Raw genomic sequence first — 902 nt, 5'->3', positions numbered from 1 at the left:
GTTGTGGTGCGTAGGTTCACCGCTTCACCGTAAAGATCCTGACCTGTTAACTGGATCTCAATCCCCGCAAGGACAAAGTCATTCCCGTTGCTAGTACCATCTTGATTAATATCAACAAATACGCGACCTGATACTGACTTGTCGCCAGCGCTTAGTTGCTCTGTGAAGATAAGCTCAGGCGCTGCTTGCTCACCCAGTAACAGTTTGATCTCACTATTTGAACCAAATTGATCTGCTGTTAAACCTAAGTAATCTTGGCCTTCAACATAGTCAGTTTCACCTTGAGTAACTGTGTAGCCAGCTGAATTTGATGCGCGAAGGCCTGTAAAGTTAAACGCGCCACTTTCATCTGTTATGGTGCGCAGATTCACCACTTCACCGTAAAGATCCTGACCTGTTAACTGGATCTCAACCCCCGCAAGGACAAAGTCATTCCCGTTGTTGGTGCCATCTTGGTTGATATCGACAAACACGCGGCCTGATATAGATTTGTCGCCAGTGCTTAGTTGTTCAGTGAAGATAAGTTCAGGCGCAGCTTGCTCACCCACTTCTACCCTGATCTCACTGTTTGAGCCAAACTGATCATCCGCTGAACCAAGATAATCTTGGCCTTCAACATACTCAGTAATACCTTGAGTAACTGTGTAACCTGCATCATTTGATGCACGAAGCCCCGCAAAGTTAAACACGCCATTCTCATCGGTTGAGGTACGCAGATTCACCGCTTCACCGTAAAGATCCTGACCTGTTAATTGGATCTCAATCCCTGCAAGGACAAAATCATTACCGTTGTTGGTACCATCTTGATTGATATCGACAAATACACGACCTGATATTGACTTGTCGCCTGTGCTTAGTTGCTCAGTGAAAGTAAGTTCAGGTGCAGCTTGCTCACCCAGTAC

1 protein-coding gene is annotated in these 902 nt (G+C 45.9%); it reads right to left on the bottom strand.

The features are described from left to right. A partial coding sequence (locus J8M00_RS28015) for an SdrD B-like domain-containing protein (protein WP_211013646.1) occupies window positions 1–902 on the bottom strand: 902 nt, incomplete at both ends.

The organism is Pseudoalteromonas luteoviolacea, from assembly GCF_018100925.1.
Taxonomy (GTDB): Bacteria; Pseudomonadota; Gammaproteobacteria; order Enterobacterales; family Alteromonadaceae; genus Pseudoalteromonas; species Pseudoalteromonas obscura.
The sequence above is the reverse complement of the archived record's forward strand: the minus strand, read 5'-3'. Positions and strand labels throughout refer to the sequence as shown.